Genomic DNA, 259 nt, shown 5'->3' with positions numbered 1-259 from the left:
TGTGTAAAATACGCTTTCCAGTCTTTGCCAAAACGGTTTGCCAAATCGATCGCAACGTACTTATTTTCAATTTCTGACACCGCTAGAATATCTATCCTATGCTCTCTAACAAGCTTCGCATAGAATGCCAGCTCAGTTAGGTAATCCTTCTTTGACATGTCTCGTATCGTCACTTTACTACCGTCAGCTTTACCGTCATAAGGGGTCCATAGCCATTCGGTATTTAAAGTCATTACGCGAAGCTCTGCGTTTAAGCCTG

At 42.5% G+C, this 259-nt stretch carries 1 protein-coding gene; it reads right to left on the bottom strand.

Annotated features, from left to right (window positions below; translation table 11 throughout):
- The coding region (locus tag A3763_RS05455) for a hypothetical protein (RefSeq protein WP_156494938.1) at positions 1-233 on the bottom strand (233 nt) is incomplete at its 3' end.
- Positions 234-259: the final 26 nt, after the last annotated feature.

It is taken from the genome of Oleiphilus sp. HI0128 (assembly GCF_001635365.1).
The sequence above is the reverse complement of the archived record's forward strand: the minus strand, read 5'-3'. Positions and strand labels throughout refer to the sequence as shown.